General features: G+C 73.0%; 13 protein-coding genes. 7 read left to right on the forward strand and 6 right to left on the reverse strand.

Going from position 1 to position 16,525, the window contains the following annotated elements:
• Positions 1–289: 289 nt before the first annotated feature.
• Positions 290–1,723: a GMC oxidoreductase gene (locus tag ACFYVL_RS03550; protein ID WP_389241309.1), complete on the reverse strand. Its 1,434-nt coding sequence runs from the start codon at positions 1,721–1,723 to the stop codon at positions 290–292.
• A 528-nt stretch (positions 1,724–2,251) separates the two neighbouring features.
• Between ACFYVL_RS03550 and ACFYVL_RS03555 the strand changes: the two genes are divergently transcribed.
• The 5 genes from ACFYVL_RS03555 to ACFYVL_RS03575 all read left to right on the forward strand — a co-directional run bounded on the left by ACFYVL_RS03555 (position 2,252) and on the right by ACFYVL_RS03575 (position 7,626).
• Positions 2,252–3,553 (forward strand): serine hydrolase domain-containing protein, encoded by a 1,302-nt coding sequence (locus ACFYVL_RS03555; RefSeq protein WP_389241103.1) that lies wholly within the window; start codon positions 2,252–2,254, stop codon positions 3,551–3,553.
• 391 nt (positions 3,554–3,944) lie between these two features.
• Positions 3,945–4,601 carry a carbonic anhydrase gene (locus ACFYVL_RS03560; RefSeq protein ID WP_389241104.1) on the forward strand — a complete coding sequence of 219 codons (657 nt, stop codon included), beginning with the start codon at positions 3,945–3,947 and terminating at the stop codon, positions 4,599–4,601.
• Positions 4,602–4,666: 65 nt separating this feature from the next.
• Complete coding sequence (locus ACFYVL_RS03565) at positions 4,667–6,238, forward strand: SulP family inorganic anion transporter (RefSeq protein WP_389241105.1); 1,572 nt, start codon at positions 4,667–4,669, stop codon at positions 6,236–6,238.
• Positions 6,239–6,411: 173 nt separating this feature from the next.
• Positions 6,412–6,819: a RidA family protein gene (locus ACFYVL_RS03570; RefSeq protein WP_389241106.1), complete on the forward strand. Its 408-nt coding sequence runs from the start codon at positions 6,412–6,414 to the stop codon at positions 6,817–6,819.
• Positions 6,820–7,002: 183 nt separating this feature from the next.
• Positions 7,003–7,626 carry an RraA family protein gene (locus tag ACFYVL_RS03575; protein WP_389241107.1) on the forward strand — a complete coding sequence of 208 codons (624 nt, stop codon included), beginning with the start codon at positions 7,003–7,005 and terminating at the stop codon, positions 7,624–7,626.
• A gap of 10 nt (positions 7,627–7,636) precedes the next feature.
• Here ACFYVL_RS03575 and ACFYVL_RS03580 read toward each other — a convergent pair whose 3' ends face one another.
• Together ACFYVL_RS03580 and ACFYVL_RS03585 are read right to left on the reverse strand one after the other, a co-directional pair.
• Positions 7,637–8,071: a PPOX class F420-dependent oxidoreductase gene (locus ACFYVL_RS03580; RefSeq protein WP_389241108.1), complete on the reverse strand. Its 435-nt coding sequence runs from the start codon at positions 8,069–8,071 to the stop codon at positions 7,637–7,639.
• A gap of 150 nt (positions 8,072–8,221) precedes the next feature.
• On the reverse strand, positions 8,222–9,619 hold the full coding sequence (locus ACFYVL_RS03585) for an MFS transporter (RefSeq protein WP_389241109.1): 1,398 nt from the start codon (positions 9,617–9,619) through the stop codon (positions 8,222–8,224).
• A 71-nt stretch (positions 9,620–9,690) separates the two neighbouring features.
• On the opposite strand from ACFYVL_RS03585, the gene ACFYVL_RS03590 reads away from it, so the two are divergent.
• Positions 9,691–10,770, forward strand: a complete 1,080-nt coding sequence (locus ACFYVL_RS03590; RefSeq protein ID WP_389241110.1) for a GlxA family transcriptional regulator — start codon at positions 9,691–9,693, stop codon at positions 10,768–10,770.
• On the opposite strand, the gene ACFYVL_RS03595 is transcribed toward ACFYVL_RS03590, so the two are convergent.
• Positions 10,771–14,328 carry a DUF4157 domain-containing protein gene (locus ACFYVL_RS03595; protein ID WP_389241111.1) on the reverse strand — a complete coding sequence of 1,186 codons (3,558 nt, stop codon included), beginning with the start codon at positions 14,326–14,328 and terminating at the stop codon, positions 10,771–10,773. It lies immediately after the preceding gene.
• A 125-nt stretch (positions 14,329–14,453) separates the two neighbouring features.
• Positions 14,454–14,759, reverse strand: coding sequence for a putative quinol monooxygenase (locus ACFYVL_RS03600; RefSeq protein ID WP_389241112.1), 306 nt, complete (start codon positions 14,757–14,759; stop codon positions 14,454–14,456).
• Positions 14,760–14,905: 146 nt separating this feature from the next.
• Here ACFYVL_RS03600 and ACFYVL_RS03605 point away from each other — a divergent pair, with 146 nt between their 5' ends.
• Complete coding sequence (locus ACFYVL_RS03605) at positions 14,906–15,241, forward strand: ArsR/SmtB family transcription factor (protein WP_389241113.1); 336 nt, start codon at positions 14,906–14,908, stop codon at positions 15,239–15,241.
• A gap of 103 nt (positions 15,242–15,344) precedes the next feature.
• On the opposite strand, the gene ACFYVL_RS03610 is transcribed toward ACFYVL_RS03605, so the two are convergent.
• Positions 15,345–16,523, reverse strand: a complete 1,179-nt coding sequence (locus ACFYVL_RS03610; protein ID WP_389241114.1) for a DUF1266 domain-containing protein — start codon at positions 16,521–16,523, stop codon at positions 15,345–15,347.
• Between the last annotated feature and the right edge of the window lie 2 nt (positions 16,524–16,525).

Genomic DNA, 16,525 nt, shown 5'->3' on the forward strand with positions numbered 1-16,525 from the left:
CCTCGTTCGGTGCTCTGGACGGTGCCGCCCCGTCCGCCGGGCCGTGGCCACAGGCGTGTGCGGGGACAGAGTCACTCTAGAGGCTGAAGCCGAAGAGCCCAGTTCAAGGAGGGGAGGACCCCGGTGCGGAGGGGTGACCGGGCGCCGCACCGCTTCTGACGCGAGGGCTCACCGGTGACGCGAAGGCTCACCGGCCACGGGGACGGTCGGGCCGGAGCGTCCCCGAGGGAGGGTCCGGCCGCCCGACCCGGTGCGGAGGGTCAGGGGTGCCGCCTGCGTCGGCCGCGCGCTACGGGCGCAGGTCCTCGGCGAGGATGCGGTCGATGTTGCGCTCGGCGAGGGCCGTGATGGTGACGAACGGGTTCACTCCCGCGTTGCCCGGGATCAGCGAGCCGTCCATCACGTACAGGCCCGGATGGCCGTGCAGCCGGCCGTAGTTGTCGGTGGCCCGGTTGAGGACCACGCCGCCCAGCGGGTGGTAGGTCAGGTGGTCGCCCCAGATCTTGTAGGTGCCGAAGAGATCCGTGCGGTAGATCGTGCCCTCCTTCTTGTTGATCTTGTCGAAGATGGTGCGGGCGGCATCGATGCCCGGCTGCTTCCAGGCGGTCTGCCAGCTGAGGTCGACCCGGCCGGCCGCCGCGTTCCAGCTGAACTCGGCGCGGTGCGGGTTGTTGGTGATGGTCAGGTACAGCGAGGCGTACGTCTCGATGCCGGTGGGCAGCGGGGCGACCTCGGCGAACGCGCCGCCCGCCTCCCAGTTGTCGATGGCGGCCGTCGGCATGGACGCCTGGAGCTTGCCGGTCGCGTCCCACATGTGGTTGGCGCGCCCGCACATGATGTTGCCGTTGTCGCCCCAGCCCTTGCCGATCTCGTCGTTCAGCCGGGGCAGCTCCCCGGTGGCCTTCAGCCGGGTCAGCAGTTTCGAGGTGCCCACGCTGCCCGCCGCGAAGAACACCCGCTCGGCCGTCACCGTCTTGGTGGCGCTCACCGCGCCCGTGGTGTCCAGTTGCTCGACGGCGACGGTGTAGCCCCCGCCCTCGGTGGCCGGACGCACCGAAGTGACCCGGTGCAGCGGCGATATGACGACCCGTCCGGTCTCCCTGGCCGCCGCGAGGTAGGTCTTCTGGAGGGACTTCTTGCCGTAGTTGTTCCCGTACAGCACCTCGGCCGCCAGCGCCGACTTCGGCACCTCGCCCGCCGCCTCCCGCTTCATGTAGTCCCAGTCGTACACGTTCGGTACGAAGACGAACGGGAACCCGGAGCGCTGCGCGTGCTTGCGGCCCACCCGCGCGTACTGGTAGCACTCGGCCGACTCCCACCAGGCGGGGTCCACGTTGGTGACGCCGAGCCCGGCGTTGGCGCGCGGGTAGTACGTGCCGTACATCTCGTCGGCGTTCACCGACGGGAGCACGGCGCTGAATCTCTCCCTGCGGGGAGTCACCGCCATCCCGCCGTTGACCAGCGACCCGCCGCCCACGCCGCGCCCCTGGTAGACGGTGATGCCGCTGAAGTCCTCGGCGTCCAGGATCCCGGTGTGCTTCGGCACGTCCTTGTCGAGCGGGAAGCCGAGGAAGTTGCTCAGCGGCTGCTTGGTCCTGGTGCGCAGCCAGAAGGAGCGGTAGTCGGGCGCGGTGGTGTTGGCGAAGATCTTGCCGTCCGGTCCTGGCCCGTCCCAGGCCATGCCCATCTCCACCATGTGCACGGTGATCCCGGCGCGGGCCATCCGCAGGGCCGCGACGGAGCCGCCGTAGCCGGTGCCGATGACCAGGACGGGAACGCGGTCCCCGGCGGACAGCACCCCGGGCGCGGGGACGGCCGCCCGCGCCGGTACGGCGAGCGGGCCGGAGAGGGCCACGGCCCCGAGGAGGGAGCCGGTGCCTGCGATGAACCGGCGCCGTGAAACACGTGGGGTCCACGGGGAGTTGGGGGAGGGGGTTGAGCCGGAGGATTGTGTGGTTTCGGAGGACTGGGTGGTTTCGGTTGACTGAGTGGTGTGCGTGATCGATCCGCTCATGCGAGGTTCCTCACTCTCATGGGGAAGAGGTGGGAGTTCTACTGCTACGGGCGTGAAGAGTCGACTCATACCTGTAAGTAACTTCAATTCCGCCCCGAAGAGCGCAGGTCGGACCACTTCTCCCGGCGAACCACTGGCCGCCCCCCGCCCCCAACCGTCAACCTGGAGATCCACGTTCGGTGTCCCACCCATCACCGGGGGAACACCGGACACTCGGTTCTCCGGAAGGCGACATCCATGCAGCACCGGCCGGTCTTACGCACTGCCTCCCTCACCCTGGCGCTGGCGGCGGCCCTGACGGCGGCGACGCTCGCCCCGACCGCGTACGCACAGCCCCAAGCCCCCGCGCGCGACCGGCCGTCGGCCGACGGGGCGGCCGGGGCGGACCAGCGGGGCGGCGGGCACACGGCGACCCGGGCAGCCCTGCGCGCCATGGTCGAGGAGGGCACCCTGCCCGGCGTCGGGGCCCAGGCCCGGGACGACCGGGGGCAATGGTTCGGCGCGGCCGGAGCGGCGGACACCGCCACCGGCCGCGCGCGCACGGCGGGCGACCACTTCCGCGTCGCCAGCATCACCAAGACGTTCATCGCCACCGTGGTGCTCCAACTGGAGGCGGAGGGCAGACTCGACCTGGACGACACGGTCGAGAAGTGGCTGCCCGGCCTGCTGAAGGGCAACGGCTACGACGGGCGCACCGTCACCCTGCGCCGGCTCCTCAACCACACCAGCGGCATCGCCAACTACACCGACGACCCCGCGTTCCTCCACAAGGTGGCGGGCCCCGGCTTCCCGGAGCACCGCTACGACACCTACACCCCCGAGGAACTCGTCGCCGTCGCCCTGAAGCACGCCCCGCCGCGCCCCGACCCGCAGAACTCGCCGTACTACTCCAACACCGGCTTCGTGATCGCCGGAATGGTCATCGAGAAGGCGACCGGCCGGTCCTACGAGCGGGAGGTCGCCCGCCGCATCCTCAACCCGCTGAAGCTGCGCGAGACCTCGCTGCCCGGCACCTCGCCGCACCTGCCCGACCCGCACCCGGTGGCGTACTCCCGGTTCCACCAGGAGGGCCCCGGCGGCCAGATCCACGACACCACCGAGCAGAACATGACCTGGCTGGGCGCGGCGGGCGACGCCATCTCCACCACCGGCGACCTCAACCGGTTCCAGCGCGCCCTGATCCAGGGCCGGCTGCTGCCGCGCGCGCAGATGAAGGAGATGCTCACCGAGGTGCCGTCGGATGAGGTGACGGGCTACGGGCTCGGCGTCGAGTTCGCGAAGCTGTCCTGCGGGGTGAAGGTGGTCGGCAAGAGCGGGCGCACGAACGGCTCCCTGTCGGCGATGGTCGGCACCCCGGACGCCAGGCACCAGCTGACGTTCAACGTCAACGGCGACTGGCTGACCGACGGACGGCTCTACGTCAACGTGATCGAGGCGGAGTTCTGCGGCAAGCCGCTGCCCCCGCGCCCCGCGCAGCCGTCCCTGACGGGCGCACATGACGCGGACTCCCTGGCGAACGCCTTCGCCCGGGTCCGGTAGGTCCCGCTGTCCCGCGGTACGTGAGGGGTGTGCCGGTGGCCGTCGGCGGACGGCGGGCGCCCCTCCCGTACCGCCCTCGCACCACGCTCGCCGGGGGCCGTAGCGGAATGTGTGCGGGGCTTCACCGAAGCTCTCCGGAAAGCCTTGACCAACGGTTGAGAGTTGGATCAACTCCCAGCTCAGGGGCGGTAATTACTCATTCTTTGGCAGAAATTTGCTCTGTCATGAAAGGTTAATGAGATGGCAAAGTGAGAGTCACGACAGCCCTGCAAGCTGTTCCCGGGAGCGACGCGGAACCGGCCGTCGGACGGCCGCCGCGACGCACCTCGTGACCATCGACCCGACCACACCGCGTCCGCCCCCACGGCAGGGACGCAGGAGGCAGGCCACCTTGAAGTCCCTGATCGACCACGCCCGTTCGTTCGCCGAGACCCATGTGGCGGACCCCCGGAACACCGCGGCCTTCCGCGCCCTGCGGACCGGACAGGCGCCCGAAGCGCTGTTCGTGACCTGTTCCGACTCGCGCGTCGTCCCCGCCCTCATCACCGGCGCACGCCCGGGAGAGCTCTTCGAACTCCGTACGGCGGGCAACGTCGTCCCGCCCTACCCGTCGTCCGCCACCGCCCCCGGGCGGCCCGACGCCCCCGCCCACCCGCAGAGCGAGGCCGCCACCATCGAGTACGCCGTCCGCGTGCTCGGCGTCCGCGACATCGTCGTCTGCGGGCACTCGCACTGCGGCGCCGTCGGCGCCCTGGTGCGCGGCGAGGACCTGTCCGCCGTACCGGCGGTGCGCGACTGGCTGGAGCACTCGGTGGCGCCCGACACCGCCGTCCGCTCCACCGCCCCCGCCACACCGGACGTCGCGGAAGCCGTCCAGGCCCACGTGCTCGCCCAGGTGGAGCGACTGCGCGCGTACCCCTGCGTCCGGGAGCGGCTCGCCGAGGGCACGCTCACCCTGCACGCCTGGTACTACGAGGTCCACACCGGAACCGTCACCGCCGGCCGGCCGCAGGCCCACGGCCCCCGGCCGGTGTTCGGCCCGCTGTGAGCGCGCCGTCGCGCCCCGCCGACCGGCCACCCGCTCGCCACGACAGTGACAGGACCCCCACAGCCATGTCCGCACAGCCCGCTTCCGCGACACCCCCGCCGTCCCCGCCCGAACCCCCCGCCCCCTCCCTCCGCACCACCCTCCTCGCCCCCTACCGCGAACTGCGCAGGCCCGGCGTCCTGCGGCAGGACCTGCTCGCCTCGCTCGTCGTCTTCCTGGTGGCCCTGCCGCTGTGCGTGGGCGTGGCGGTCGCCTCCGGCGTACCCGCCGAACTCGGCCTGGTCACCGGCATCGTCGGCGGTCTCGTCGTCGGCTGCCTGCCGGGCAGCGCCCTCCAGGTCAGCGGCCCGGCCGCCGGACTGACCGTGCTCGTCCTCGAAGCGGTACGGGAGTTCGGGCTCGGCGTGCTCGGCGCGATCGTGCTGCTCACCGGGGCGCTCCAGATCGTGCTCGGACTGCTGCGCTGCGGCCGGTGGTTCCGGGCGATCTCGGTGTCCGTCGTCCAGGGCATGCTGGCCGGCATCGGACTCGTACTCATCCTCGGCCAGCTCTACAGCATGACCGGCGCCGCCCAGCCGCTCACCGGAGTCGCCAAGGTCACCGGCCTGCCGGGGCTGGTGGCCGACACGTTCACCGCGCCGGGCGCGCTGACCGCCGCGGCCGTCGGACTGGGCACCGTCGCGGTGCTGGTGCTGTGGCCCAGGCTCCCCGCGAAGGTGCGCGTGGTGCCCGCCCCGCTGGCCGCCGTCGCCCTGGCCACCGCGGCCACCGCCGCCCTCTCCCTCGACCTGAGGACGGTCACCGTACGGGGCCTGGCCGACGCGATCCAGCCGCCGGGGGCCTCGGACCTCGCGGCCCTGGGCAGCCTCGCCGTCCTCGGCACCGTCCTCGCCTTCACCCTCATCGCCTCCGCGGAATCGCTGTTCAGCGCGGCGGCCGTGGACCGCATGCACGACGGGCCCCGCACCCACTACGACAAGGAACTCGTCGCGCAGGGCGTCGGCAACACCGTCTGCGGCGCTCTCGGCGCGCTCCCGATGACCGCGGTCATCGTGCGCAGCTCCGCCAACGTCCGGGCGGGCGCCCGCACCCCGCTTTCCCGGATCGCGCACGGCGGCTGGCTGCTGCTGTTCGCGGTGCTGCTGCCGGTCGCGCTCGGCATCATCCCGCTGGCCGCGCTCGCGGGCGTACTGGTCCACGCGGGGTTCAAGCTCCTGCCGGTGAAGGAACTGGTCCCGCTGGCCCGCGCCCACCGGGGCGAGGCGCTGGTGCTCGTCACCACGGCCCTCGCCATCCTGCTCACCAACATGTTCGAGGGCGTCCTCATCGGCCTCGCCCTCGCGGTCCTGAAGTCCGCCTGGGAAACCTCCAAGGCACAGGTCTCGGTACGGGAGCTGACCGGCGGGCGCCTCGTCGTCACCCTCACCGGGAACGCCACCTTCCTGCGGCTGCCCCGCATCCTGGAGACCCTGGAGGCGCTGCCCAAGGACCGCCCGATAGAGCTCGACCTGACCGCCACCCACCACCTCGACCACGCCTGCCGCACCACCCTGGAGAACTGGGCGACCCGGCACAACGACAGCGGCGTGGAGGCGGTCCGCATGACCACCGAGCGGGTGCGGGACCCGGCGGACTGAGAGCTGGCCCCGGGGCGGCCGGAGGGCGGTTGCCCCGGGGCGGTCACCTTGTGGTGACCGGGGCACCAAAAAGTGCGTTCTTCCATGTCAGAGGCGGTTCTCCTACGGTTTTCGGTGGCAGCGGGCCACCGCCGTCGCCTCCGGGAACAGCACGAGAAGGAAGCAGACCCACCATGCCCCTCACCCTGATCAACCCCAGCGGCCTGCCCGAGGCCGACGCCTACCGGCAGGTGTCGGTCGCGACCGGATCGAAGCTGGTCTTCGTCGCCGGGCAGGTCGCCCAGGACGCCGACGGCACCACGGTCGGCGCGGGCGACCTCGCCGCCCAGGTCGAGCAGTGCTACCTGAACGTCGCCACCGCCCTGGCCGGCGCGGGCGCCACCTTCGACGACGTGGCGAAGCTGACCGTCCACGTCGTCGACTGGACGCCGGAGAAGATGCCGCTGTTCCTGGAGGGGGTCGCCAGGGCCGCGGCCACCCTGGGCACCACCCCGGTGCCACCGGGCACACTGCTCGGCGCCGCCGCACTCGCGGCCCCCGACCACCTGGTGGAGGTCGAGGCCACGGCGGTCCTCGACTGAAACGCGGCCGGCCGGGGCCGGTGCGGCCCGCGCGCGGCCGGTCCAACCGGAAAGCGCGCGGCCGGTCCGCCCGGAAAGGGGGAGGGGGCACCGCACGCGTCCGGACGCGGAAGGTACTGTCCACCGCGCCGGAAGCCACCGGGCCTCCGCGCACACCGGCGCACGAAGGGCAGGCACCCACCCATGCGGCACCCGCACGAGTTCCAGGACGTTCCCCCGACCACCCTCGCCGACATCCTGGGCCGCGACCAGGTCATGGACATCGGCATCCGCCCGCTGTGGACCCCGGTGCCGCGCGTCGCCGGTCCCGCCTACACGGTCCGCTGCCCGCCCGGCGACAACCTGATGCTGCACGCGGCCATCCACCGTGCGGAGCCCGGTTCCGTCGTCGTGGTGGAGTCCGGCGACCTGGACCACGCACTCGCCGGCGGCAATGTGTGCGCGGTGGCGCAGCGCAGGGGCATCGTCGCTTTCGTGCTCGACGGCCTGATCCGGGACCTCGCCGAGGTCCGCGAGGCGGGCTTCCCGGTCTTCGCCCGCGGCGTCGTCCCGATCCCCGGCACGAAGAAGGCGCTCGGCGAACTCAACGGCCAAGTGCGCTGCGGCGGAGCCCTGGTGAACCCCGGCGACATCGTGGTCGCCGACGAGGAGGGCATCGTGGTCACCCCCGCCGCCCGCCAGGAGGAGACCCTGGGCGCCGCTCGGGCGAAGCTGGCGAAGGAGGCCGCGGAGTCCCTCGACGAGTGGGAGGCCCAGCACCGGGCCCGCATCGAGAAGGCCCTGGAGGAAGTCGGCTTCACCGGCTGACGGACGGGTGCTACGCCGGAGGCAGCACTCCCGCCGGGAACGCCTCCACACCCACGATGTGGCGCACGTGCACCGGCTCGATCAGGACGCTGACCCGCTGCTCCCCGGGAACGGTCCACTCGTAGTGGTCCGCGCCGGTGTACTTCTTCGCCAGCCGGTCCATCGCCCGGTCCGCCTCCGGTCCCTCGACGAAGCGGACGGCCCGGCCGCGGATCTGTACGCGGTCGTACGGGTTCTCGGCGTCGGCGTGCGAGAGGTACAGCCGGGGGTCGCGGCGCAGGTTGCGCTCCTTGATGCGCCCCACCGAGGTGTTGAACATCAGGTGCTCGCCGTCGAAGTCCAGCCACATGGGGGTCACGTGCGGCGCCCCGTCGGCCTCCACCGTGGCCACGTACCAGAAGTTCGGCGCTTCGATCCTGGCGCGGACTTCCGGGGTCAGGGTCATGATTTGCTCCCTCTGCTCAGCGGCTCGGTGCTCTGTGGTGCGTACGGGGTGATGCGTACACGGTGCCGTGTACGCGCTGTCGCGTGCACGACTCGTGCACGACTCGTACACGGGCGAAATGTCGTCCGCCCCTGCGATCGTGACATCCGCTCAGGAGCAGGGGATACCGGGGGGAGGTGCCTCGCGGTCCACCGGACGTCCCGCGGCCCCGCAGCGGGCCCGCGCGGCAGGGGCGGCCCGCACCTCCGACGGGTCCCGCGCGGCCGGTGTGCCGCGCATCGCCAGGGACATCAGCGCCGCCGCCGCGCACAGCGCGCCCGTGGCCGTCCAGACAGGGTCGTACGAGCCGAAGAGGTCGCGGACCGTGCCGCCCAGCAGTGCCGTCGACGCGGCGCCGACCTGGTGGGCGGTGTTGACCCAGCCGAAGACGATCGCGCTGTCGTCGCCGTAGTGCGTGCGGCACAGGGCGAGCACCGGCGGGACCGTCGCCAGGTCCAGCAGGCCGAAGAGGACGACGAAGGCGAGCAGGGAGGGGGTGGCCGTCGCGGTCAGGAGCAGCGGCAGGACCAGCAGGAGCGCGCCGCGCAGTGCGAAGTACACCGCGAGGAGCCGGCGCGGGGAGCCCCGGTCGGTGAGCCAGCCCGACGCGACGGTGCCCGCGAAGTTGCAGACGCCGATCAGCGCCAGCAGGGAGGAGGCGGTGGTGGCGGGCATCCCGTGGTCGTGGGCGGCCGGGGTGAAGTGGGTCCACAGGACGCCGTTGGTGGAGGCGCCGCAGACCGCGAACGCCCCCGCGAGGAGCCAGAAGGGGCCGGTGCGGGAGGCGCGGCGCAGGGTACGCAGGGCGCGGCGGGCGGCCCCCGGCACCGGGGCGGGCCTGGGGACGAAGTCCGTTGCCCCGTACGGCTTCACGCCCGCGTCCGCGGGATGGTCGCGCAGTACGAGGCGGAGCAGCGGGACAGTGACGAGGGCGGCCAGCGCGACGGTGACGAGGGCGGCGCGCCAGGAGTACTGGCCGACCAGCCGGGCGAGGAGCGGCAGGAACGCCATCTGGCCGAGCACGCTCGCGGACGCCAGTACTCCGGTGACCAGGCCGCGACGGCGTACGAACCAGCGCTGGGTGACCGTCGCGCCGAACGCCATCGCTGTCGCACCGGTGCCGAGACCGACCAACAGGCCCCAGTACAGCGTCAGTTGCCAGGGTTCGGTCAGGACGGTCGCGGTGAGGAGGGCCCCGGCGGCGACGGTCGCGAGTGCGGTGACGGCGATCCGGCGGATGCCGAACCGGTCCATCAGCGCGGCGGCGAAGGGCGCGGTGAGCCCGTACAGCAGCATGTTCACCGAGGCCGCGAAGCCGATGGAGCCTCGGGACCAGCCGAGTTCGTCGTGCAGGGGGTTGGTGAACAGGCCGGGCAGGGTGGAGAAGGCCCCGGTGACGAGGATGGCGAGCGCGGCGGCGGCGGCGACGGGCCAGGCGCGGTGAACGCGGCGGGTGCGCTGCGGATGCGGGGTCCCGTCGTCGGTGCCGGTGGCTGGATCGGTGGTCATGGGAACGATCCTTCGCGGCGGCGCGGGCCGCGACCACCGGCCGGATGGCCACCCTGTGAAAGAATCTGGCCATGAGTCCGGCCGAGCACACCGCCCCGCCCGAAGCCCTGGGACAGCCCCGGTACGAAGACCCCGGCAGGGCCCCGGAAGACCCGGGCAGGGCCTCGCGCGAAGGCCCGCACCGGGTCGCCGTCCTGGTCAGGCCGGGGCTGCTGCCGATGGAACTGGGCATCGTGCACCGGCTGTTCGGGCAGGCCCGGTCGGCGGCGGGCGAGCCGCTGTACGACGTGGTGACCTGCACCCCCGAGCCCGGGGAGGTCGCCACCGACACCGACTTCACCGTCAACGTCGCGCACGGCCCCGAAGCCCTGGAGGCCGCGCGGACCGTCGTCGTACCGGCCGCGCAGGAGGACTACGGGCCCCAGGAACGGGGCCGGCTGAGCCCGTTGCTCGCCGCCGCGCTGGCCCGGATCCGCCCCGGCACCAGAGTGGCGTCCATCTGCACCGGGTCCTTCGTGCTCGCGGCGGCGGGACTGCTGGAGGGGCGGCGGGCCACCACCCACTGGAAGTCCTGCACCGAGTTCCGCGAGCTGTACCCGGAGGTGGACCTCGACCCCGACGTCCTCTACACCGACGACACCGGAGTCCTCACCTCCGCCGGGGTCGCCTCCGGCATCGACCTGTGCCTCCACATGATCCGCAGCGACTTCGGGGCGGCCGTGGCGAGCGAGGTCGCCCGCTCCACCGTCGTACCCCCGCACCGCGAGGGCGGCCAGGCCCAGTACGTCCGGCGCCCGGTCCCCACCCCCGAGGTCTCCTCCACCGGCCCCGCCCGCGCCCACGCCCTGGCCCACCTCGACCGCCCGCTCACCCTCGCCGAACTCGCCCACGAGGCGTCCATGAGCGTCCGCACCTTCAGCCGCCGCTTCCGCGAGGAGACCGGCCTCACCCCGGTGCGATGGCTCTCCCTCCAACGCGTGGACCGGGCCAGGCAACTCCTGGAGGAAACGGACCTCCCGGTCGACCGCATCGCCCACGAGTCCGGTTTCGGCACGGGCACCTCGATGCGCCAGCACTTCCAGTCGGTGCTGGGGGTGTCGCCGCACGCGTACCGGGTGACGTTCCGGGGGCCGGGCGAGGGCGTGGGGTGACTACGGAAGGGTCGGTTTGCCCAGGTCGAAGCTCCGCTTGGTGTACCCGACGTACTTTCCGCCGCTGGAGACCGCCTTGATGAGGACGTAGTCCAGCTTGCCGTCGGCGAAGGCCTTTTCGAGTTTCTCCGCGAGAGCCCTGTCCTCCTCGCGGTCCTTCATCTCGCGGACGATGTCGAGGAAGTACTCCCTGCTTCCCTGTGAGACACGTCGTCCGTCGGGGAGTCTGCGGGAGCCGAGTTCGGTCCGCCGGTCACCCTTGTACTCGATGACGGTGTACCGGCCGTCGGGGTGGCTGACCACCTTGTCGAACTGGTCGTTTCCGTTGGCAGGGCCGTGCAGGGGCTCTTCCTTGGCGTCCGGGTGGTTCTCGGCCAGGTAGTGGTGCCTCGTCGCCGCCGCTCCGAGGGCTTCGGAGGACTTTGTCCTCCTGGTGTGCGCCGCCTTGAACGCCGTGGTCGCTTCGGCGAGCTGGGCGGCCGACTCAGGGGTGTTCAGGGCGGCGTGCTCGTCGGTCGCCTTCTTCCTCAGTTCCGTCGCGTCGAGGCTGGCGCTGTTGGAAGTGAACCGCTCCAGCGAGATGTCGTGCAGGCCGGGGAGTTCCGAGGTGTTCTTCATGGTGCTCGTGTCCACCGAGGTGCTTCGCTTCTCTCGGTAGTGCGGGCCGGGCGGCGAGGGCTCCTTCGAGCCGAGTTCGAGCGCGGGCCCGGGGAGGTCGGGCTCGACCACCGGGGACCGGACACCCGGATCGGGGGCCGGGGCCGACCTCGTGTCCCCCGGAGTGGGGTCGGTCATCGGGGTGGCGGAGCCGACGGGCTCGGGTGCTCGGCGCTCCTGGGGGTCGGGGTCCTGGCCGGGCAGGCGGAGCGGGAGCAGCGGGGGCCGGGGGCCGGCCGCCGCGCGGACCTCGGTTCCGGCCCCGGTCGGGGCCTCGGCCCGGGGAGCGGGGGCGGCGGGCGGCTCGGGCGTCGCGGTGGCGGTGCCCGGCACGTCCCAGGGGCGGCCGGTGGCGATGTCCGTCGTCGGCTTCGGCCGCTTCCACACCGAGTCCTGGAAGGCCGACTGTGCCACTGCCCCGGTACCGGCCCCGGCTCCGTCCCCGGCTTCGGTGCCGGGACCGCTGGGCCGCGCTTCCGCGGACCGCCGTGCCGGCCGTGACGCGGTCGAGGGATCGAGTGCCGTGCCGGGTGGCGCGTTCCGCACGGGAGCGCGGCGTACGGCCGCCGGCTTCTCGCGCTCGCCCGCCGCGAGCAGCAGGGGCGCCGTCTCGTCGGGTGCCGCCACGTTGACGGGGGTGCCGTCACCGGTAGGGCCCCGGGACGGCCCGGAGCGCTTCTGGTGCGGCGGGGGCTCCACCGGTGCCACCCCGGAAGAAGCGGCACTCCGTGGCAGGGGCTTCGACGGAGCGGGTTCCTGCGTGGCGGCCTGCTGTGGGGTGGGCTCGGCCGGTACGGGTTCCTGCGACGAGGCCTGCTGTGGGGTGGGCTCGGCCGGTACGGGACCATGCGGGGCGGCCTCGGCCAGTAGGGAACCCTGCGGGGCTGGCTCGACCGGTACGGAATCTGGCGGCGCGGTCCTCTGCGGGGCTGGCTCGGCCGGTACGGAATCCTGCGGCGCGGCCATCGGAGGCACGGGTTCCTGTGCCGTCGCCCCGCCTTCCCGCGACGGCGCGAACTCCTTCGGAGCGGCCTCCCCTTGAGCCGCGTCCCGGGCCGTCGGTTCCGACAGTTCCGCGAAGTGCTTCTCGATCGCGTCCAGCGCCGCCTTCCGCTCGGGCGGCAGCGTCGGGTCCAGGCTGCTCCTGACCTTCTTGAGCTCCGCATGCCGCTTGCGCAGGTTCACCACGAACTCGGGAGCGGACTGGGCCAGCCGGGCGAAGCCGTACCACTGGCTCAGCGAGTTCACCCGGTCGAAGGCCTCGACCGCGCCGCCGAGTTCGTGCTCCTGGAGCCACGCCCGGTTCTCGTCCACGATCGGGGCCGCGACCGCGAGCGCGAGTGCCGTCCGGTCCGCCCAGCGGAGCACCTTGCCGACCTTGGTGGCCGGGGCGGGGGACTTGCCGCCGATGGCCATGCCGACCGCCGCGGTCAGCTGCAACCGCTCCATGGAGTGCCGCCGGTACTCCTCGTGCAGGTGCAGCAGTGCCCGCGCCGGCATCAACTCGGTGCGCCCGCCCGCGTCGTACCGCCGCACCTGGACGATCTCGTCCGGATCGAAGTCGTAGTGCAGCGCGTCGACCTTGTTCCGGAGGGTCGACACCTCGTCCCGGTAGCTGCCGGGAGTGCCCGCCGTCAGTTCCACCCGGACCTTGCCCTGCGGGGTGATCCACGACGTCAGCGGCGACTGGGCGGTGGAGGTGAAGTTCACCGTCTGGAAGGGGAGCGTCTGGAGTTGCTCCGTCTGCGCGGCGGCCTCCGACAGCCGTTCGTCGGGCACGGCCGACAGCCGGGCCGTCATCACGCGCTTCGCCGACCTCATCAGGGCGTCCGAGTCGTCGATGAGGGGGACGGGGGACATGCCGTGCAGGAACGAGCCGAGGACTCCCGTCGTACCGGCGACGAGCCGTGCGTGCAGCCGGTCGAGCAGATGGCGGCCGTCGGGAGTGCGGGCGAGGTCGTGCAGCGCCCGGTTCGACGACAGGAGAGGTGAACGCAGCAGGGCCGCCGCGAGCCGCTCGGGGTCGTCCGCCGCGTCGAGCGCGTCGGCGACCTCCCGGGGAGAGCGGCTTCGGGTGGCCAGTGCCTCGGCGAGGGCCACGGCCTCCCTGGCGGGGCGTTCCGCGAGCATCTCGCGGACCTGACGGTGCCCGACGAGGGTCGAGCCGGCGACCGCGGCGTACTCGGAGACCTTCGCCAGCGCGGACGGCTCCGGTTCCGCCTCCTCCGCCGGGCTCGGAGCGTACGGGGACGTGGGTTCGGGAGCGGCGGCCGGACCGGGTTCCGGTGCCGGGCCCTGCCCACCGGGGGAGGGCGCCGGCACGGGGGACGGGGGTTCCGGCAGGAGGCGGAGCGGGGGCGGCACCGGCGGCCCGTAGTAGCCCCGGCGCCCCAGCTGCGGCGGTGCCGCCTGGACCGTGCCCGCCGCGACGGTGCCGGGCGTCGGCGCCGGACCGCCCGAGGCGGCGGACTCCGCCTCCGCCTCCGCCTGCTGCGGTGCGCGCCCGGTCGCGCCACGGGAAGCGCCGCGCTGCTGCACCACGTGCGCCAACTCGTGCAGGAGGAGCCGGAACCCACCCGGGCTGTCGGGGGCGTGCTCGCCGCGCGCCAGCAGCACGTGGTGGCCCCGGGTCACCGCCGGAGCGCCGAGCACCTGCGGCGACTCCGCCTCCACATGCAGCCGTACGTCGCCGAAGTCCGCGCCCAGCGCTGCTTCGAGCCGCTCCCGCAGGCCGCCCTCCAAGGGGCGCCCGAGCAGTTCCCCGACGGCCCGGTTCCCGCAGGCCGCCTGGGCCGCGAGCACGGCGGACGGTCCGCCGTCCTGCCGGGCGTGCGCCGGAGCGCGGGGCGCGGCGGCGCGTTCGCCGGTACGGGGCGGTGTGCGCCCATGTGCCCTCACCACGGTTCGTCCGCCACGGTGTGCGTCCTCGGCGTCGTACGTCAACGGCCGGCCCGGCGAGCGGCCCTGCCCGTACTGGTCAGATGACCGCCGTACGGCCCCGCTGTCAATCCGTCCCGCCGGGCCCGTTACGCGTAGGGGCTGTGCATCGTCAGGTACCGGATGTCCAGGTCCTCCTGGAGGTAGTCCAGCCGCCGCTCCCAGAAGTCCCGCATGTGGGGGAGGGCGAGGTGGGCGTCGAGGTCCTGCTCCGAGCGCCACGCCTCGTAGAAGACGAAGAGGCCGGGCTCGTCGCGGTCCTCGTGGAAGTGGTACGCCAGGCAGCCGGGCTCCTGCCGGGTCGGTTCGACGAACGACAGGAGCAGTTCCCTCAGTTCGCCGGCGCGCTCCGGCTTGGGGCGGGCGGTGCCGACGAGGGTGAACGGCTGGGGCATGTGTGGTCCTTGGGGTCTCGGTGATGGCCTGTATAGGTACGGTTCGAGTCGTACCTCTGACGGGTCGGACGCTAGCAAGCCCGCAAGGTAAGATGCAAGCCGTACCTATGTGTCCAGGAAGGCCGGGAAGGCCAGGAGGAGTGCGGATGCCCGACGAGGAGGGCCACCCGGCCGTCGAGGAGATGGAACTCGGCGCGGTGCTCGCCGCGCTGGCCGACCCGCTGCGCCGCCGGGTCGTGCGCGAACTGGCCGTGGCCCCCGACGACACCGCTCGTACGTGCGTCTCCTTCGCGCTCCCGGTGTCCAAGGCGACGGTCACCCACCACTTCCGCACCCTGCGCGAAGCGGGTCTGGTCCGGCAGGTCGACCGGGGCAACAGCCGGATGGCGACCCTGCGCAGACAGGACGTGGAGTCCCGGTTCCCGGGGCTGCTGGGACTGCTGGAGGCGGAGGAGCGCCAGGAGCGGACCCGGGCGCGGTAACGGGGCCCGAGCGGACCGGGGCCCGGCGGCTCCGGGCCCGCGCCCGGCGGCTCCGAGCGCGCGCCCAGCGGCTCCGGGCCCGCGCCCCGCGCCCGGCGTCCGGTCAGCGGAACGGCAGGTTCCGCCAGGGGCTTCCGGCGTGCTCCGTCAGCAGGCGGTGGGCCGTCAGGTTCTGGTCGTAGACGTGGCCGTACTCCTCCTGGTCGAAGCGCAGGACCCGGCCCAGGGCGTAGCCGGCCGAGAAGGACTCCCAGGAGGTGTACGAGGACTTGGCCAGGGCGCCCGCGTACACGATGGCCTGTTCCGCTTCCGGCGGGGCGCAGTAGCGGGCGGACAGGCCCCAGCGGGCGAGGTTGACGGCGCGGCCGTAGTCGTAGCCGACCGTGGTGGAGACGCGGCCCTCGGGCGGGAGCAGGCCGTCGGCGCGGAAGCGGGACTCGTAGCGCAGGATGCGGCGGACCAGTTCCTCCATCGACCGCACCGCGTCCTGACCGGCGCCGTTGTCGTGCAGATGGCCCGCGGCGGTCTCGCGCCACAGGTCCGCGGAGGGGAGTTCGCCGCCCAGGGCGTTGCGCAGGGACTCGCGGACGCGCAGGGCGTAGTCGGGTTCGGGCGGACTGTTGTGGGCGTCGAGCAGGGCGTCCAGCTGCCGCCGCCAGCCGGGGTGGTCGGTGATGCCCCAGGAGTCGCGCAGCGCCTCGCGCTCCTCGGTGTACTCGCGGTAGACGGTGCCCACCTCGTTCCACGGCACCCCGTTGCCGACCGCCAGGTGCGTCCCGCAGGCCAGCCCGTACGCCAGCGGCCCGTGCAGGGCGCCGTGCCGCAGGGCCAGGAAGCGGTCGCCGCCGGGGGTGTCGTGCTCGGCGTAGCAGCGCAGCCAGTGCGCGCGGTGCACGGGAGCGGCGGGCAGCAGGAGCTGGGCCGGGGTGCCGATGTTGACGGCGAACAGCTGGTCGGGGTCGGGCCACTTCGCCTCGGCGATCCACTTGAGACTGACCCCGTGGAACACCATGTCCGGATGCCACGGCGGCAGCATCCCCCGGGTGAGCACCGGTTTGCAGCTGCGGCCGGTCGCCGGGTCCGGGTGCGGAAGCCAGCGGACGAGGTCGGGTTCCGCGTCGACCTGGGCCCTCGGGGCGGGGATGTACAGCTCGGCACCCGCCAGCACCCGGATCTGGGCGTCGACGTCACCGCGCAGCCCCGCCTCGTGGAGGAGGCGCTCGGTCTCGGAGGGCGGCGCCCAGGGTGCGGCGGCGTACGGAACCGGGGGAGGGGTGTTCATGG

Origin of the sequence: Streptomyces sp. NPDC004111, assembly GCF_042874215.1 — a bacterium.
Classification (GTDB): Bacteria; Actinomycetota; Actinomycetes; order Streptomycetales; family Streptomycetaceae; genus Streptomyces.